The organism is Edaphobacillus lindanitolerans (assembly GCF_900156305.1).
Taxonomy (GTDB): Bacteria; Bacillota; Bacilli; order Bacillales_A; family Planococcaceae; genus Bhargavaea; species Bhargavaea lindanitolerans.
This window is the reverse complement of the sequence record NZ_FTPL01000002.1, coordinates 530,755-546,716: the sequence shown is the minus strand read 5'-3', so window position 1 is coordinate 546,716 and position 15,962 is coordinate 530,755. Positions and strand designations below refer to the sequence as shown.

13 protein-coding genes are annotated in these 15,962 nt (G+C 57.7%); 12 read left to right on the top strand and 1 reads right to left on the bottom strand.

The features are described 5' to 3' along the window. Positions 1-10: 10 nt before the first annotated feature. Genes pfkA through B0B07_RS08775 form a run of 3 tightly spaced genes read left to right on the top strand, consistent with a single transcriptional unit; the run spans position 11 to position 3,188 of the window. Positions 11-970 carry a 6-phosphofructokinase gene (pfkA, locus tag B0B07_RS08785; RefSeq protein WP_076758164.1) on the top strand — a complete coding sequence of 320 codons (960 nt, stop codon included), beginning with the start codon at positions 11-13 and terminating at the stop codon, positions 968-970. Positions 971-989: 19 nt separating this feature from the next. Further along, positions 990-2,750: a pyruvate kinase gene (pyk, locus tag B0B07_RS08780; RefSeq protein WP_076758162.1), complete on the top strand. Its 1,761-nt coding sequence runs from the start codon at positions 990-992 to the stop codon at positions 2,748-2,750. Between the two features lie 51 nt (positions 2,751-2,801). Then, positions 2,802-3,188: an FxsA family protein gene (locus B0B07_RS08775; RefSeq protein WP_084186640.1), complete on the top strand. Its 387-nt coding sequence runs from the start codon at positions 2,802-2,804 to the stop codon at positions 3,186-3,188. On the opposite strand, the gene B0B07_RS08770 is transcribed toward B0B07_RS08775, so the two are convergent. Further along, on the bottom strand, positions 3,175-4,110 hold the full coding sequence (locus B0B07_RS08770; protein WP_159438436.1) for an AI-2E family transporter: 936 nt from the start codon (positions 4,108-4,110) through the stop codon (positions 3,175-3,177). The two genes, B0B07_RS08775 and B0B07_RS08770, sit on opposite strands and share 14 nt — an antisense overlap. A 256-nt stretch (positions 4,111-4,366) precedes the next feature. Here B0B07_RS08770 and citZ point away from each other — a divergent pair, with 256 nt between their 5' ends. From citZ to polA, 9 genes are all read left to right on the top strand, one after another. Next, complete coding sequence (citZ, locus tag B0B07_RS08765) at positions 4,367-5,482, top strand: citrate synthase (protein ID WP_076758156.1); 1,116 nt, start codon at positions 4,367-4,369, stop codon at positions 5,480-5,482. 85 nt (positions 5,483-5,567) lie between these two features. After that, positions 5,568-6,836, top strand: coding sequence for an NADP-dependent isocitrate dehydrogenase (gene icd / locus B0B07_RS08760; protein WP_076758154.1), 1,269 nt, complete (start codon positions 5,568-5,570; stop codon positions 6,834-6,836). A gap of 102 nt (positions 6,837-6,938) precedes the next feature. Beyond that, positions 6,939-7,877 (top strand): malate dehydrogenase, encoded by a 939-nt coding sequence (gene mdh, locus B0B07_RS08755; protein WP_076758153.1) that lies wholly within the window; start codon positions 6,939-6,941, stop codon positions 7,875-7,877. 367 nt (positions 7,878-8,244) lie between these two features. Beyond that, positions 8,245-8,724 carry a MaoC family dehydratase gene (locus B0B07_RS08750; RefSeq protein WP_076758151.1) on the top strand — a complete coding sequence of 160 codons (480 nt, stop codon included), beginning with the start codon at positions 8,245-8,247 and terminating at the stop codon, positions 8,722-8,724. A gap of 9 nt (positions 8,725-8,733) precedes the next feature. Then, positions 8,734-9,441 carry a response regulator transcription factor gene (locus tag B0B07_RS08745; protein ID WP_076758447.1) on the top strand — a complete coding sequence of 236 codons (708 nt, stop codon included), beginning with the start codon at positions 8,734-8,736 and terminating at the stop codon, positions 9,439-9,441. Continuing rightward, the gene (gene pnpS, locus B0B07_RS08740) at positions 9,438-10,976 is read left to right on the top strand and encodes a two-component system histidine kinase PnpS (protein WP_076758149.1); all 1,539 of its coding nucleotides are present in this window, start codon (positions 9,438-9,440) and stop codon (positions 10,974-10,976) included. Before B0B07_RS08745 ends, pnpS begins: the two co-directional genes overlap by 4 nt. A 157-nt stretch (positions 10,977-11,133) precedes the next feature. Continuing rightward, entirely contained in the window at positions 11,134-12,120 is a 987-nt protein-coding gene (gene hflK, locus B0B07_RS08735; protein WP_076758148.1) for an FtsH protease activity modulator HflK, read from the top strand. Continuing rightward, complete coding sequence (gene hflC / locus B0B07_RS08730) at positions 12,110-13,147, top strand: protease modulator HflC (protein ID WP_076758146.1); 1,038 nt, start codon at positions 12,110-12,112, stop codon at positions 13,145-13,147. The genes hflK and hflC overlap by 11 nt, the downstream gene beginning before the upstream one ends. Positions 13,148-13,320: 173 nt before the next feature. Continuing rightward, positions 13,321-15,948 (top strand): DNA polymerase I, encoded by a 2,628-nt coding sequence (gene polA / locus B0B07_RS08725; protein WP_076758144.1) that lies wholly within the window; start codon positions 13,321-13,323, stop codon positions 15,946-15,948. Positions 15,949-15,962: the final 14 nt, after the last annotated feature.

The window sequence follows — 15,962 nt, the reverse complement described above, 5'->3', positions numbered from 1 at the left end:
GAGGACCGCCATGAAGAAGATTGCAGTGCTGACGAGCGGAGGAGACGCACCCGGCATGAATGCGGCAATCCGGGCAGTTGTCAGGAAAGGCATCTTCGAAGGACTCGAAGTATGCGGCATCTTCAACGGCTACCAGGGACTCATCGACGGGAAGATCGAGCCGCTGTCGGCAGGTTCCGTCGGCGACATCATCCAGCGCGGGGGGACGATGCTCCGTTCATCCCGCTGTCCGGAATTCAAAACCGAAAGAGGACGCGAACGGGCACTCGACCAGCTGCGGGAGCGCGGCATCGAAGGACTCGTCGTCATCGGCGGCGACGGATCGTTCAGGGGGGCGCTTGAGCTGTCGAAGGCCGGCTTCCCGTGTGTCGGGGTCCCGGCGACAATCGACAATGACATCAACGGAACCGACTACACGCTCGGATTCGATACGGCGCTCAATACCGTCATCGATGCAATCGACAAAATCCGGGATACCGCCACATCCCATGAGCGGACATTCATCGTCGAGGTGATGGGCAGGGATGCAGGCGACCTGGCGCTCTGGGCCGGAGTGGCCGGCGGTGCGGAGACGATCCTCATCCCTGAGCGTCCGTATGATCTCGGCGAGATCGTCAGCCGGCTGCAGCAGGGCAAGGACCGCGGCAAGAAGCACAGCATCCTGATCGTGGCAGAAGGCGTCATGGGCGGCCAGGAACTGGCGGCCGGCCTGATGGATGACGCGGGGATCGAGACGCGGGTATCCGTCCTCGGCCACATCCAGCGCGGCGGCACACCATCGGGACGGGACCGTGTGCTGGCCTCCCGCTTCGGCGCCCGGGCGGTCGAAGCCCTGCTTGCCGGCAGGGCGGGGGTCGCCGTTGGCATGAGGGAGCACGCAGTGATAGACTATCCATTAGCGGAAGTGTTTGATGGCGGGGATGCGAAAGATCTCGGACTATACGACCTTTCAAAGGAACTATCGATTTGACGGATTGGGGCGAAACACGATGAGAAAGACGAAAATCGTATGCACGATCGGGCCGGCGAGCGAGTCGCCCGAGACACTGGAAAAATTGATCGACGCGGGCATGAACGTGGCGCGGCTCAATTTCTCCCACGGAGACCATGACGAGCATTTGGCGCGCATCCGGAACATCCGGGAAGCGGCAAAACGGAAAAACCGCGTGGTCGGCATTTTGCTGGACACAAAAGGACCGGAAATCCGCACCCATAAAATGGAGGGCGGAAAGGTCGAACTGAAAAACGGGCAGGAAATCGCGATTTCCATGCAGGAGATCCTCGGCAACGAAGAACGTTTTTCGGTCACCTATGACCGGCTCATCGAGGATGTCAGCCCAGGCTCGATCATCCTGCTGGACGACGGCCTGATCGAACTGGAAGTGACCGGAACGGACACCTCTGCCGGCATCATCCACACGGTCGTCAAAAACGCTGGGGTCCTGAAGGACAAGAAAGGGGTCAATGTTCCGGGCGTATCGGTCCAGCTGCCCGGCATCACCGACAAAGATGCCGATGACATTCTGTTCGGCATCAAGAACGGCGTTGATTTCGTTGCGGCCTCTTTCGTGCGCCGTCCTTCCGATGTGATGGAAATCCGCCATCTTCTCGAGAACAATGACGGCGGCCATATCCAGATCATCCCGAAAATCGAAAACCGGGAAGGTGTCGACAATCTGGATGGCATCATCGCCGTTTCCGACGGCCTCATGGTGGCGCGGGGGGACCTCGGCGTGGAAATTCCGGCCGAAGAAGTACCGCTCGTCCAGAAGCAGATGATCGAAAAATGCAACCAGGCCGGCAAGCCGGTCATCACCGCGACACAGATGCTCGATTCCATGCAGCGCAATCCGCGGCCGACACGCGCCGAGGCAAGCGACGTGGCGAATGCCATCCTGGACGGCTCGGATGCAATCATGCTGTCCGGCGAAACGGCAGCCGGGCAGTATCCGATCGAATCGGTCCTGACGATGGACCGGATAGCCAGGACGGCAGAAGCGGCAGTGGACTACCGTTCGGTGATCACGACACGCCGGCGGGAAAAAGAGGGGAACATGACCGAGGCGATCGGCCAGGCAGCGGCCTATACGGCGCTCAACCTGAACGTCAAGGCGGTGCTTGCGCCGACCGAAAGCGGACAGACGGCGAAAATGATCGCCAAATACCGCCCGGGCTGCCCGATCATCGCCGTTACGGCATCCGATCGCTGCTCGCGGCGTCTGACCCTCGTCTGGGGTGTTTATCCGATCGTCGGCGAACGGGTCACCTCGATCGACGGCATCCTTGAAGTATCCGTCGAGGAAAGCATCAAGCACAAGTACGTGACGCACGGGGATGTCGTCATCATCACCGCCGGCGTACCGGTCGGTGAAGCCGGCACGACGAACCTGATGAAGATCCATGTGATCGGGGACCTGCTCGCAAAGGGACAGGGCATCGGCAAGGCGGTCGCGTTCGGCGAAGCAGCGGTGATCCGCAGCGCGGCGGAGGCGGCCGGCCGTGACATGAGCGGCAAGATCATCGTCACATACGGCACGGACCGGGACATGATGCCGGCGATCGAGCAATGTGCGGGCATCATCACCGAAGAAGGCGGCCTGACGAGCCACGCGGCAGTCGTCGGTCTCAATGTCGGAATCCCGGTCATTGTCGGGGTCAAAGATGCGGTCAAGGAAATCCAGGACGGACAAGACGTGACAATCGATGCGGAAGCGGGCGTCATCTACAACGGCCACGCATCCGTCTTGTAAAGAAATCAACGCCATTCCGGATCCGGAATGGCGTTTTGGAGATGATCGATGATGAAATGGCTGTTTATCCTGTTTATCGTCGTGCCGACTTCCGAACTGGCGGTCCTGTTGTATACAGGCAGCAAGATCGGCGTCATGCCGACGATCGCCATCATCCTGCTGACGGCCGCGCTCGGTGCCTGGCTGGCGAAGAGCCAGGGGCTGAAGGCCTGGAGGGAGCTGCAGCGCCGGGCATCTGCGGGGGAACCGCCGGGAGACGCCGTACTGGATGGCCTGTTCATCCTGTTCGGCGGCATTCTCCTGCTGCTCCCGGGACTGATCACGGACATTCTCGGCCTTCTGTTTCTGCTGCCGCCCACAAGGCGGGCGTTCAAGCCTGTGCTCTACCGGCAGCTCCGGAAAAGGATGAAGAACGGCGTCGTGGTCATCCGCGGTTGAATGCGGGATGATGACGGATCCGTGCCGCGCCGAACAAAAGGACGGGGCTGAGCAGAATCCCCGGAATGCCAAAGACGAGGATGGAAGCCGCGGCGATGAAGAAGGCGTGGGCGGGACGCAGCTGGAACGTCGAGGCCCAAAGATGGGATTCTGCGATCTGGCGGGTGAGAAGAACGAACGCATACAGGATCACGAGTGCCGTGCAGAGCAGCATGTTGCCTGCCGCAAACTGATAGGCTGCCATCGGGATGAGAAAAATGCCGATCCCGAGAAACGGGAGGCTGTCAGCGAGTGCAATCAGGAAAGCCTTTCCGGCAGGAGCGGGAAATCCGAGTGCGGCCAGCCCTGCGGCCAGGATGAAGAAAGTCAGCAGGGAAAGCCTCAGTTCTACCGAAAGGAATGTTCCGAAAAGGGTGCCCCCTTCCTGGAACATTCCTTTTGCTTTTTCCCGTGATCTCCGGGGCAGCAGAGAGGTGAACCAGAGGCGGTCGCGGGAAGATTCATAAAGGGCGAAGTAAAAGGCAATCAGAAAGATGAAGAAGTAGAACACCTGGCTGAACATCGTCTGGATCAGTCCGGCCGATGAAGCGAGAAGACGCTCACCCGCGGCGGCGATGGCCGCATCCGCATACAGCAGCATTTCCTCCGCAAGGGGATTGCGAAGGTCAAGGGCAGAAAATGCGGAGCGGATCTCGGGGATCACACCGATCATTTCCCGGATGGCAAACAGACCGACCGAGATGACGGCGGCGATCAGAAGGAGCTCGGTCAGCAGGGCACCGGCTGACGGCGGAATCCCGACCCGCCTGTTCAGCCATCGTACCGCCGGAGCGGCGAGATATCCTGAAATGACCGCAAGCGCCAGGGGAGGGACCAGAAAACAGAGTCCCGCCGCCAGCACGATCGGCAGCCAAAGTTTCATTCCTTCCAGAAAAGGATTGGAACGCTGGTTCATCATTTATTCCTCGCTTTCAACCTGCATCGGGGCCAAACAGGCCGGCATACATCTGTTTTGAACTGTAAATGAAATAATTCGGGCGTTTTCATTCACAAAATTGTTATATATGATTATAATGGGCTTGTAAGCGGTTTATAGATATGCACATAGATGCGAAAAGCCCGAAGATTCTCTTTTAAAATGAGAAGAAGGGCAATCGTAAAAGGAAAGGGAGATCGATATGACGTCTACACGTGGACTGGAAGGAGTCGTGGCAACACAATCTTCCATCAGCTCAATTATCGACGATACTCTTACATACGTCGGTTACAACATCGATGATCTTGCAGAGAATGCAAGCTTTGAAGAGGTCGTGTACCTGCTATGGCACCAGCGTCTTCCAAAAGAGGACGAGCTCGCGGAGCTGAAGCAGCAGCTCGCGGACGCAATGGACGTGCCGCAGGAGGTGTACGATCACTTCCGGACCTATCCGATCAATGATGTTCACCCGATGGCGGCTCTCCGCACGGCAGTCTCGCTTCTCGGATTGTATGACGAAAAAGCGGAAGACATGTCCGACGAAGCCAACTACCAGAAGGCGATCAAGCTCCAGGCGAAAATCGCGACGCTCGTGACTGCCTTTGCCCGCATCCGCGACGGCAAAGAACCGGTCCGTCCAAAGTCCGATCTCAGCTACGCGGCCAACTTCCTGTACATGCTCAACGGCCAGGAACCCGAAGCGATCGAAGAAGAAGCGTTCAACAAGGCGCTCGTCCTTCACGCGGACCACGAGCTGAATGCATCGACATTCACGGCACGCGTCTGCGTGGCAACGCTGTCTGATATGTACTCCGGCGTCACGGCTGCAATCGGTGCGCTCAAAGGGCCTCTCCACGGCGGCGCGAACGAGCAGGTCATGAAGATGCTGACGGAAATCGGCACGCCTGAAAATGTTGAGCCGTACATCCAGAGCAAGCTCGACAACAAAGAGAAGATCATGGGCTTCGGCCACCGCGTATACCGCAAGGGCGACCCGCGGGCCAAGCATCTTCGCGAAATGTCCGAAAAGCTCACGAAGCTCCGCGGCGAGGAAGACCTCTACAAGATGTCGATCAAGATCGAAGAGCTCGTCACCGGCCAGAAGAACCTGCCGCCGAACGTTGACTTTTACTCGGCATCGGTCTACCATGCACTCGGAATCCAGCATGATCTGTTCACGCCGATCTTCGCGGTTTCCCGTGTATCCGGCTGGATCGCCCACATTCTTGAACAATACGCGAACAACCGTCTGATCCGTCCGCGTGCGGATTACACAGGTCCCGGCCTGCAGACTTATGTTCCGGTAAGCGAACGCTGATCCGGTATCTGGTATAATCCGAGGGGACGGTCCAGGCCGTCCCCTCATTGTGAGCAGAAATCATCTTCAGGAGGAATCGTATACCATGGCAAACGGCGAAAAAATTACGGTAACCAACGGCAAATTGAATGTCCCTGATGCACCGGTCATCCCATTCATCATCGGTGACGGCACGGGCCCGGACATCTGGAACGCTGCTTCCCGCGTACTTGAAGCGGCAGTTGAAAAAGCATATGACGGCAAAAAGCAGCTCGTATGGAAAGAAGTCCTGGCAGGCGAGAAGGCCTTCAACGAAACAGGCAACTGGCTTCCTGACGAAACCCTTAAAACCATCGATGAATACCTGATCGCGATCAAAGGCCCGCTCACGACTCCGATCGGCGGCGGCTTCCGTTCCCTGAACGTGGCACTCCGCCAGGAACTCGACCTGTTCGCATGCGTGCGCCCGGTCCGCTACTTCGAAGGCGTGCCTTCCCCTGTGAAGCATCCTGAACACACGGACATGGTCATCTTCCGCGAAAACACGGAAGACATCTATGCTGGCATCGAGTACAAGGAAGGCACGGATGAAGTGAAGAAAGTCATCGACTTCCTCCAGAACGAGATGGGCGTCAAGAACATCCGCTTCCCTGAGACTTCCGGCATCGGCATCAAGCCGATTTCCGAAGAAGGCACGAAGCGCCTCGTCCGCTCCGCAATCGAGTACGCGGTCAAGGAAGGACGCAAGTCGGTCACGCTCGTCCACAAAGGCAACATCATGAAGTTCACGGAAGGCGCGTTCAAGAACTGGGGCTACGAAGTGGCCGAGCAGGAATTCGGCGACAAGGTCTTCACTTGGAACGAATACGACAAGATCAAAGACGCGGAAGGCACGGATGCAGCCAACAAAGCACAGTCCGATGCAGAAGCTGCCGGCAAGATCATCATCAAAGATGCAATCGCCGACATCTTCCTCCAGCAGATCCTGACACGTCCGAAAGAATTTGATGTCGTCGCGACGATGAACCTGAACGGCGACTACATCTCCGATGCACTTGCAGCGCAAGTCGGCGGAATCGGGATCGCACCGGGCGCGAACATCAACTACGTCACCGGCCACGCAATCTTTGAAGCCACTCACGGCACGGCGCCAAAATATGCAGGCCTCGACAAAGTGAACCCGTCGTCCGTCCTTCTCTCCGGCGTCATGATGCTCGAGCACCTCGGCTGGAACGAAGCTGCCGACATGATCACGGCTTCCCTCGAGAAGACGATCGAGTCCAAAGTCGTCACATACGACTTCGCCCGCCTCATGGAAGGTGCGACAGAAGTGAAAGCTTCCGAGTTCGCAGACGAACTGATCAAGAATCTTTAATTGAATTTAGGGAACTGACATAAGAGGGAGCCTGCTCCCTCTTATTTTCATATCTTTTGAGAAAGCCGCTTTGCGATCATCATCCCAAAAGGAGTGTTTGTTATGGCGCTGAAACGAAAGAAGATCTCGGTCATCGGTTCCGGTTTCACAGGGGCGACCACGGCGTTCCTGCTCGGCCAGAAGGAGCTCGGGGATGTCGTGCTCGTCGATATCCCGAACATGGAGAATCCGACGAAGGGGAAGGCGCTCGATATGGCGGAAGCCGCCCCGGTGCTCGGATTCGACGCAGACGTGACCGGCACATCGGACTATGCAGACACAGCTGGATCCGACCTCGTCATCATCACGGCAGGCATGGCGAGAAAGCCGGGCATGAGCCGGGACGACCTCGTCCAGACGAACCAGAAAATCATGAAGGCCGTCACCGCGGATGTGGTGAAGCATTCGCCTGATACGATCATTCTCATCCTGACCAACCCGGTGGATGCGATGACCTATACGGCATTCAAGGAAAGCGGATTCCCGAAAGAACGGGTCATCGGCCAGTCGGGTGTGCTCGACACTGCCCGTTTCCGGACATTCGTCGCCCGGGAACTGAACCTGTCGGTGAAAGATGTGACAGGTTTTGTGCTCGGCGGGCACGGAGATGACATGGTGCCGCTCGTCCGTTATTCCTACGCAGGCGGCATTCCTTTGGATGCGCTCCTTCCCGCCGACCGCCTTGAAGCCATCGTCGACCGCACACGGAAGGGCGGGGCCGAGATTGTGGAGCTCCTCGGCAACGGGTCGGCTTATTATGCGCCGGCCGCTTCTCTGGCAGAGATGGCGGAAGCGATCCTGAAAGACCAGAAACGGGTACTCCCGTCCATCGCCTACCTTGAAGGAGAGTACGGAATGGACGGCCTCTACCTTGGCGTTCCGACCGTTCTCGGCGCAGGGGGCATCGAGAAGATCATCGAACTGGACCTGACCGAGGACGAACAGGCAAAACTGAAGAAATCTGCAGACTCCGTCCGGAAAGTGATGGATATCCTGCAATGACCGAAAAGCCCCCCGTCCCGCTGCCGGAACGGGGGGCTTTTTTGGTCTCAGTGCCGCGCCCGGCGCGGCGTTCCTGACTTAAAGGGCTTCTTTGCCAAACCTGCAGTCCGCCCTTCTGAACCTGCAGCGCTTATTGCTTAATCTCCAGCCCTCCGGTCCGGCCAGACACCCAGCCAAAAAATACAGGCTCCCACAGGGCACCGGGGGTGCTGCCGGGCCGCCCAGCCGGGAACAAACCCTCCTGATCGGCTTTTTCGGCAGTTTAACTCTGCCGACTCAGTCAAGGGTGAAAGCCTGCCGGATAAAGAGGGAGCGTCCGGTGCTTGCATGATATAATGGGGACATTACGGACAAAGGGGAGATCTGATTGATTTTCAATCGACGGCGAGTGAGCGTCAGGCCGATCAGCGAACTGGAAGAAGGGGAATCATTAAAGATCGTGGAGAAGATCGAAGACCGCGATCTGCTTCTTTATCTGGGTCTGACCAATGACAGCAATCCGCTTTACATTCAACATGATTTCGCCAGGGCGGCAGGCTATGAAGGACCGGTCGTGCCGGCGGTCATGCTGGCGGGGATTGTCTTTTCTTCGATCTCCAAGCATTTGCCGGGTCCGGGCGCGCGGATCGTCGAACAGGCGCTGCGTTTTCCGGAAGCTGCATGCCACGGATCGACGCTGACGTTCCGGCTGGAAGTCATTTCAGTCAGTGAGAAGGCGGGAACGCTGAAGATGCGCGTAGACGGGGAAGATGAGGAAGGACGGGCCGTCATGGCTGGCGAGATCACGGTGGCCATGCCTGACGCACTTGAAGGGGAAACGGAAATCCCCGCTCTGGGGGATGATTAAATGACGGACATGAAGAAAATTCTCGTTGTGGATGATGAGCGTCCGATTTTGACGCTGCTTGAATATAATCTGAAACAGGCCGGTTTCGATGTGATCCCGGCCAATGACGGACAGGAGGCGCTGGACAAGGCGGCATCCGAACAGCCGGACTTGATCATCCTGGACCTCATGCTGCCGAAAATGGACGGGATGGACGTGTGCAGGACGCTCCGCCAGCAGCGGGTGGAAACGCCGATCATCATGCTCACCGCCAAATCGGATGAGGTGGAGAAGGTGCTCGGCCTGGAGCTCGGTGCGGATGACTATATGACGAAGCCGTTCAGCCCGCGGGAAGTCGTGGCACGGGTGAAGGCTGTCCTGAGGCGGACCGGACGCCAGCCGCAAGGTCCGGAGGAAGGCCGGGAGACCGTCCTGCAATCCGGTGATCTGACCGTTTATCCGGAACGCTTCGAAGCATATAAATCCGGCAGTGAACTGGAATTCACCCCGAAGGAATTTGAGTTGCTCGTTCATCTGATCACCAACCGGAACCGGGTCCTGTCGCGTGACCAGCTGCTCAGCGCAGTCTGGAATTATGACTTTGCGGGGGATACCCGCATCGTGGACGTACATATCAGCCATCTCCGGGACAAAATCGAGGAAAACACGAGGAAGCCGTCCTACATCAAAACCATCAGGGGGACGGGATACAAGTTCGAAGGACCGCCGGACGCATGAAGCCGCTGAGGAAGAAACTGCTTGTATCGTTTCTCCTGATCATGTGCCTCACACTGGCAGGCGTGCTTTTCGTCCTGGCCCAGCTGCTGCCGGTCTATCTGTCCCATGAAGACGAACGGGCAGCGGGTGAAGTGTCCGGGCTGCTCCAGGACAAGGGCATCATCCTCGATGAACCGACCCGGAACGAACTGGAAGAGCGCATTGCGGGCATCGATGCCGAAACAGGGAAAAAGCAGCTGCCGATCGGATTCCTGTCCACATTGTTGATTACATTTTCTGCTGCATTCATTGTATCGGCCGTCCTTTACTTCAGGCTGACGGACCGCTATGTGCATCCGATCGACCTGGTGACCGGCACCGCGCTTGAATTGGCGAAGGGCAATTACCGGGCGCGTGCGGAATGGAGTGCGCCGGGCATGCAAAGCGCACTGGTCACGGCCGTCAATGCGCTTGCCCGCAATCTGCAGGATATGGAGGCGCTGAGGGAGACCGAGGCCGAGCGTCTGGAGACGTTGATCGGCCATATGGGCAGCGGACTGCTCATGATCGGGCACAATTCAGAAATCGCCATGGCCAACTCATTTTTCCTGAATCAGTTGAACCTCGAAGAGCATGCCCTCATCGGGAAAAGCTACAAGGCAGCGGCTTTGCCATCCGGTCTGATCCGGCTCATCGATGCGGTGCAGATCGAGGAAAAGCCGCGGACCGAGCAGATGGATATCGAAACGGGCAACAGCACCGGGACGATGGCCGTCTATGCAGCGCCGGTCATCGGCGGCCATGGGAGCTGGCTCGGCATCGTCGTTGTCATGCACGACATCACCGAGCTGATCCGGCTGGAACGTGTGAGGAAGGACTTTGTCGCCAATGTTTCACATGAGCTTCGGACGCCGGTGACGTCCATCAAGGGATTTTCGGAAACGCTGTTGGACGGTGCCATAAATGACCCCGAGGCGACCGGACAATTTCTCGAGATCATCCACCGCGAGAGCGGCAGGCTCGAAACACTCATCGAAGACTTGCTTGATCTCTCCAGGATCGAGAAGGAAGGCTTCACACTTGAACTGGCCGGGGTGCGTGTCCAGAACATCCTCAACCAGGCCGCAGGAACGGTTTCGGGCAGGCTGGAAGAGCGGGGCATGAAGCTGTCCATGGACTGTCCGGAACACCTGGCGGTCATGGGCGATGAGCCCCGCCTCGTCCAGGTGTTCGTCAACCTGCTCGCCAATGCGATCGCCTACTCCCGTCCCGGCACGGATATCCGGATCACTGCGGATAGCAGAGGGGACATGGCGGAAATCTCCGTGGAAGATCACGGGATCGGAATCCCGGAAGAGGAGATCCCCCGCTTGTTCGAACGGTTTTACCGGGTGGACCGGGCCAGAAGCCGGGATTCCGGCGGCACCGGCCTGGGCCTTGCGATCGTCAAGCACCTCGTCGAACTTCACGGAGGATCGATCGGGGTGGAAAGCAAACTCGGGGAAGGCTCGGTATTCACCATCCGGATTCCGCTCGCCCGGCAGACGGGGCAATAAAAAAGGATCCATCAAGAAAGCCGGCCCGCAGGGGGCCGGCTTTTCTGCGGCACCGGATTGGAAGGGGAGGCCGTGACAAAATAACTGAAACCGGAGAGGATCTTCTTCCGTATACAAAGATATACATAGAAACAGAAACCTAGAAGGAGGGGCATTTATGAGCGTCAAGCGCATCTTGACCATCGCCGGGATGGCGGTGGCCGCAGCCGTGCTGCTCATCGTCCTGTTCACCACATGGTATACGGTGGATGAGGGAGAACAGGCGATCATCATCACGTTCGGGGAAGCCGATGAAACCGTCACCGATTCCGGGCTGAAATTCAAGCTTCCGTGGCCGGTTCAATCGGTGGAAAAACTGTCCAAGGAAACGTTCAGTACGACGTTCGGTTACAATCAGGACGCATCGGGGGAGCTGATCTCCTACGATAAAGAAACAAAAATGATCACTGGGGACGAATACATTGTCATTGCCGACCTGGTCGTCCAGTGGAAGATCACCGAGCCGGTGAAGTATCTGTTCAACTCGGAAAATCCGCGCGAACTGCTCCACGATGCCACTGCCGCTTCGATCCGTTCGATCATCGGCTCCTCGCCGATCGATGATGCGCTGACAGACGGCAAAGCGGAAATCGAGGCAGAGACGAGGGACCTTCTCGCCGATCTCATTGATCGCTACGATATCGGGATCGCCATCCAGGGAGTGAAGCTCCAGGACGTGGAACTTCCGAATGCTGAAGTCCGGGACGCATTCACGGCCGTGACGGACGCACGGGAAACGAAGAGCACAAAGATCAACCAGGCACGCAAATACGAAAACCAGAGAAAGAACGAGGCCGCGGGTGAACGGGATGCCGTCTTGTCCAAAGCCCAGGGAGACAAGACGGCGCGGATCGAGCAGGCAAACGGGGACGTGGCCGTGTTCAACAAGCTTTATGCAGAGTACAGCAACAACAAGGAAATCACGCGTGAGCGGCTCATCCTCGAGACACTGGAGCAGGTGCTGCCCGGCGCGAAACTGTATATCATGAACGATGACGGCGGCACGATGAAATACTTGCCGCTCGCCCCGATGGGCCAGCAAACGCAGGCCACGCCGCAGGACAGCGAAAATGAGAAGGAAGGAGGAGAAGGGGATGGCAAATAACGAAAATCCGTTCAAGAGCATCGAGGAGAAATTCCTCGAACGCCAGAAAGCCCAGGCGAATAAGAGCCGGCAGTCCAAGCAGAAGCGGTTCGGCAAAAAGACCGAAGGGCCGAAAGAGCCGAAGAAGCCGTTCGATCCGGCGGGACTGAAGAAATACCTCAAGACGGCCATCGGCCTGACGGTTGTCTTCGCCCTGCTCCTCATCCTTCTCGCCAATGTTTACATCGTGAAGGAAAACGAATACCGGGTCGTCCGCCAGTTCGGGGAAGTCGTCAAGATCGTCGACACGCCGGGTGTCCGGTTCAAAGTACCGTTCGTCCAGAGCGTCTCCGCACTGCCGAAAAACCAGATGGCCTACAACGTATCGGAAGCCGAGATCACGACGAAGGATAAAAAACGGATGATCATCGACAACTACGCCATCTGGCGGATCACTGATCCGAAGAAGATGATCAACAACGCCCGCAATATCGTCAACGCAGAATCAAGGATGGAAGAGTATATCTATTCGGTCGTCCGTTCCGAATTCGGACGCCTCGACTATGCCGCCATCGTCAATGACAAAGACTCCTCACGCGGCAACCTGAACGATACCGTCACCGAACGGGTCAACGAGCTCCTGGAGGCCGGGAACTTCGGCATCGCGGTCACGGACGTCCGGATGAAACGGATCGATCTTCCGCCGGAGAACGAACAATCCATCTATACTAGGATGATTTCTGAACGGGAATCGACCGCCCAGACCTACCTGTCGGAAGGGGACGCCGAAAAGCGGCGGATCGAGGCGGAAACAGACCGGGAAGTCCAGGAGCTGCTCGCCAAAGTCAAGAAAGACGCGGAAGTGATCCGCGCGGAAGGCGAGGCGGAAGCCGCCCGCATCTACAACACTTCGTTCTCGAAAGACCCCGAATTCTATGAGCTTTACCGCACGCTTGAATCGTACAAGAAGACGATCGGGAAAGAGACGATGATCATCCTCCCGTCCGATTCGCCGTACGCCCGGATTCTTTCGGGATATCTCGATTAACCGGAAGGCCGTCGCAGCTTTCACCATCCTGCCCCTGTGGTAAGATGGTGGAAGACGACGGCTATTTTATTTGGAATTTCAAATCAGAGAACAGGCGCGGATTTCTGCGGCCGGTCCCAGCCGGGGACCGTCAGGATATCGCGTGGCCTGTCCTCATTGTGGAGGTTGACGATATGACGAAGCGGAAAGTGCTGCTCCTCGACGGGAACAGCCTGGCCTACCGGGCCTTTTTTGCGCTCCCGCTGCTGACGAACGACCAGGGGGTCCATACGAACGCGGTGTACGGATTTGCAATGATGCTCCAGAAAATCCTTGAGGAAGAAAAGCCGACGCATATGCTGGTCGCCTGGGATGCGGGCAAGACGACATTCCGTCACGAGACATTCAAGGAATACAAGGGAGGGCGCCAGAAGACGCCGCCGGAGCTTTCCGAACAGTTCCCTTATATCCGCAAGATGCTGGACGCCTATAAGATCCGTCAATACGAACTGAACTCGTATGAGGCGGACGACATCATCGGCACGCTCAGCCGGGAGGCGGCGCATGAAGGGGCGGAAACGGTCGTCATCTCCGGTGACAAAGACCTCACCCAGCTCGCTTCTGGAGATGTGACGGTCTGCATCACGCGAAAGGGCATCACCGACATCGAGCGGTATACCCCCGATCATGTCATGGAAAAATACGGCCTCACCCCTGAACAGATCATCGACATGAAAGGGCTCATGGGAGACAGCTCCGACAACATCCCGGGTGTTCCGGGCGTCGGTGAGAAGACGGCGATCAAGCTGCTCAAGCAGTTCGGCACCGTGGAAGGCGTCTACGAAGGGATCGGCGAAGTGAGCGGTAAAAAGCTGAAGGAAAAGCTTGAGGAGAACGAAGAGCTCGCCAGGATGAGCAAGCAGCTCGCCACGATTGACACCGGCTCGCCGGTGGAAGTCAAAATCGGAGATCTCCAATACCCCGGACCCGACACGGATGAGATCGTGAAGATCTGGCAGGAGCTGAATTTCAAAACCCTCCTTGAAAAGCTGGATGCGCCCGCACCTGCCGAAGAGGAGCTGGCCGCATTCGAATGCCCGGTGACGGAACATGCGCCGGAATCCCTCCTGGCCGACGGAGTGGCGATCCACCTGGAACTTTCGGGCGAACAGTATCATACAGCGGAGATTCTCGGCCTCGCCCTTTCCGACGGGGAAGAGACGGTGTTTATCCGTGCGGAAGACGTCAAGGCGGATGAACGGCTCGCTGAGTGGCTCGGCGACGAATCCAGGGCCAAATGGTGCACCGATTCCAAAGCGGCACTCGCCGCACTCACAAGGCTCGGCGTCGAAGCGGACGGCATCGGTTTCGACCTGCTTCTCGCCTCCTACATCGCCAATCCGTCCGTCTCGCTCACCGACACGGCTTCCATCGCAAAGGAATTCGGCTGGACGGGCATCCCGTCGGACGAGGCGGTTTACGGAAAAGGCGCCCGCAAGGCAGTCCCAGCAGTGGAAGACGTCGCGGTCCACGCCGGTCGGAAGGCCTATGCCGTTGCCAAGCTGAAAGAAACGGCCGAAGAAAAACTGAAGGCGAACGAACAGTTTGAATTGTACCGGCAGCTGGAACTTCCGCTCGCTTCGATACTCGGAAAGATGGAAGCACAGGGCGTCAAGGCGGACAGGGACACACTCCTCCATATCGGGGAAGACCTGTCCGGGAAACTGGCAGCCATTGAACGGGAAATCTATGAAGTCGCCGGGGAAACGTTCAACATCAACTCGACGAAGCAGCTCGGGACGGTCCTCTTTGAAAAACTCGGCCTGCCGCCGATCAAGAAGACGAAGACCGGCTATTCCACGGCGGCCGATGTGCTCGAAAAACTGGCGGACCGCCATGAAATCGTCCGGCACATCCTGGAGTACCGCCAGCTCGGAAAGCTGAATTCCACCTACATCGAAGGTCTCCTGAAAGAGATCCACCCGGACGGGAAGATCCATACGTACTATCAGCAGGCACTCACGCAGACGGGGCGGCTCAGCTCGACAAGCCCGAATCTCCAGAACATCCCTGTAAGGATCGAGGAAGGCCGGAAGATCCGGAAGGCATTCATCCCGTCCGAGCCCGGCTGGATGATGTTCGCAGCCGACTACTCCCAGATCGAATTGCGTGTCCTTGCCCACATGTCCGGGGACGAGCGGCTCATACAGGCATTCCTGGACGGCGCGGACATCCATACGCGCACTGCCGGCGATGTATTCCACGTGAGTCCGGAAGAAGTGACGTCCGACATGCGCCGTGCCGCCAAGGCGGTCAACTTCGGGATCGTGTACGGCATCAGCGACTACGGTCTCTCGCAGAGCCTCAACATCACGAGGAAAGAAGCCGGCGAATTCATCGACCGGTACCTCAAAAGCTTCCCGGGCGTAAAGGCCTATATGGATAGCAGTGTCGCCGAGGCACGCAAATGCGGGTATGTCACGACCCTGCTCAACCGCCGGCGCTATCTGCCGGACATCACGAGTTCCAACTTCAACCTGCGCAGCTTCGCCGAGCGGACGGCGATGAACACCCCGATCCAGGGTACCGCCGCGGACATCATCAAAAAAGCGATGATCATGATGGACGAGCGGCTGGAGAAAGAGGGGCTGAAAGCCCGGATGCTGCTCCAGGTGCATGACGAACTCATCTTCGAGTGCCCGCCGGAGGAAGTGGCGGTCCTCGAGAAGATCGTTCCGGATGTCATGGAGTCCGCACTCAGCCTCACGGTTCCGCTCAAAGTCGAATCCGCATCGGGCGCAAGCTGGTACGATACGAAATAACGAAGAAAGAAGAT